This window comes from Hydrogenophaga palleronii NBRC 102513 (assembly GCF_001571225.1).
GTDB lineage: Bacteria > Pseudomonadota > Gammaproteobacteria > Burkholderiales > Burkholderiaceae_C > Hydrogenophaga > Hydrogenophaga palleronii.
This window is the reverse complement of record NZ_BCTJ01000098.1, coordinates 1-1249: the sequence shown is the minus strand read 5'-3', so window position 1 is coordinate 1249 and position 1249 is coordinate 1. Positions and strand designations below refer to the sequence as shown.

1 protein-coding gene is annotated in these 1249 nt (G+C 60.4%); it reads right to left on the bottom strand.

Translation table 11 applies throughout. The annotated features are described in order from the left end of the window. Positions 1 to 34: 34 nt before the first annotated feature. A protein-coding gene (locus HPA01S_RS22425; protein ID WP_157085154.1) for an IS3 family transposase occupies positions 35 to 1191 on the bottom strand; the annotation gives its coding sequence in 2 pieces (ribosomal slippage) (positions 35 to 924 and positions 924 to 1191; 1158 coding nt in all). Between the last annotated feature and the right edge of the window lie 58 nt (positions 1192 to 1249).

Here is a 1249-nt window from a genome sequence, read left to right as displayed (position 1 = left end):
GTCTGGGCTTCCCCCAGTTTCCCGGACGGTTTGCTTAGCCCAATAAGCCTTGCTCAAAGTCCACTGGGCTGAGGAAGTCTAGCTTTGAGTGTTTGCGCACTGGGTTGTAGAAGCGCTCGATGTAGTCGAACACGTCGGACCGGGCTTCTTCCCTTGTTCGGTAGACCTTGCGGCTGAGCCGTTCGGTCTTCATCGACGAGAATAAGCTCTCCATTGCAGCGTTGTCCCAGCACTCGCCGCGACGGCTCATGCTGCAGGTGATGTCCTGTGCCTTGAGCAACTGCTGGAAGTCGTCACTGGTGTACTGACTGCCTTGGTCCGAGTGATGCATCAGCGAGCTGGGCTTTCCACGCCGCCAGAGAGCCATCAGCAAAGCGTCGCTCACCATCTTGGCTTGCATGGTGTCGCTCATCGACCACCCAACGATGCGTCGGGAGTACAGGTCCATCACAGCTGCCGCATACAGCCATCCCTCAGCCGTCCAGATGTAGGTGAAGTCAGCCACCCACTTCTGGTTTGGACCACTGGCCTGGAAGTCGCGCTGCAGATGGTTGGGGGCGATGTGGTTCTCAAGTCTGCTGCCCGTATCGCCGGGTAGCCTGCGTCGCTTGTGGCGGGCTTGCAGCTTGGCCTGGTGCATCAGCCGGATGACTCGGTTCATCCCGCAACTCTCCCCCAGCGCCCGCAGGTCATGCCAGACACGCGGACTACCGTAGGTTCTGTCGCTGAGCTCGAAGCTCTCCCGGATGAGGCGGGTGAGCCTGGAATCGTCCTGGCTGCGTTGGCTCGGCGCTCTGCCCATCCATTCGTAGAAGCCGCTGTGGGAGACCGCCAGAACCCGGCACATGGTGCGGGTGGGCCAGACACTACGATGCCGCGCGATGAAGCCGTACTTCACTGCGGGTCCTTGGCAAAGTAGCCGAGCGCTTTTTTTAGGATGTCGCGCTCCGTGGTCACTCGGCGCAGTTCGCGCTGCAAGCGCTCCACCTCCGTGGCAGCTTCACTGCGAAGTGGCCGGTTCGGCCTGAGGTCCAACACCCCACCGCGTTCCTGGGTCACCCAGCGCCTCAGAACGCTGGTCTGGATACCCAGGTCCCGTGCAATGTGCGTGACGGTCGCTCCAGGTTGCTTGCACAGCTTTACGGCCTCACGTTTGAACTCGTCCGTGAAGCTCCTTCGGGTTCTTGTCATGCCTATCTCCTGAACACATCATGTCATTGGATGTGTCCGGGAAACTGGGGGAAGCCCA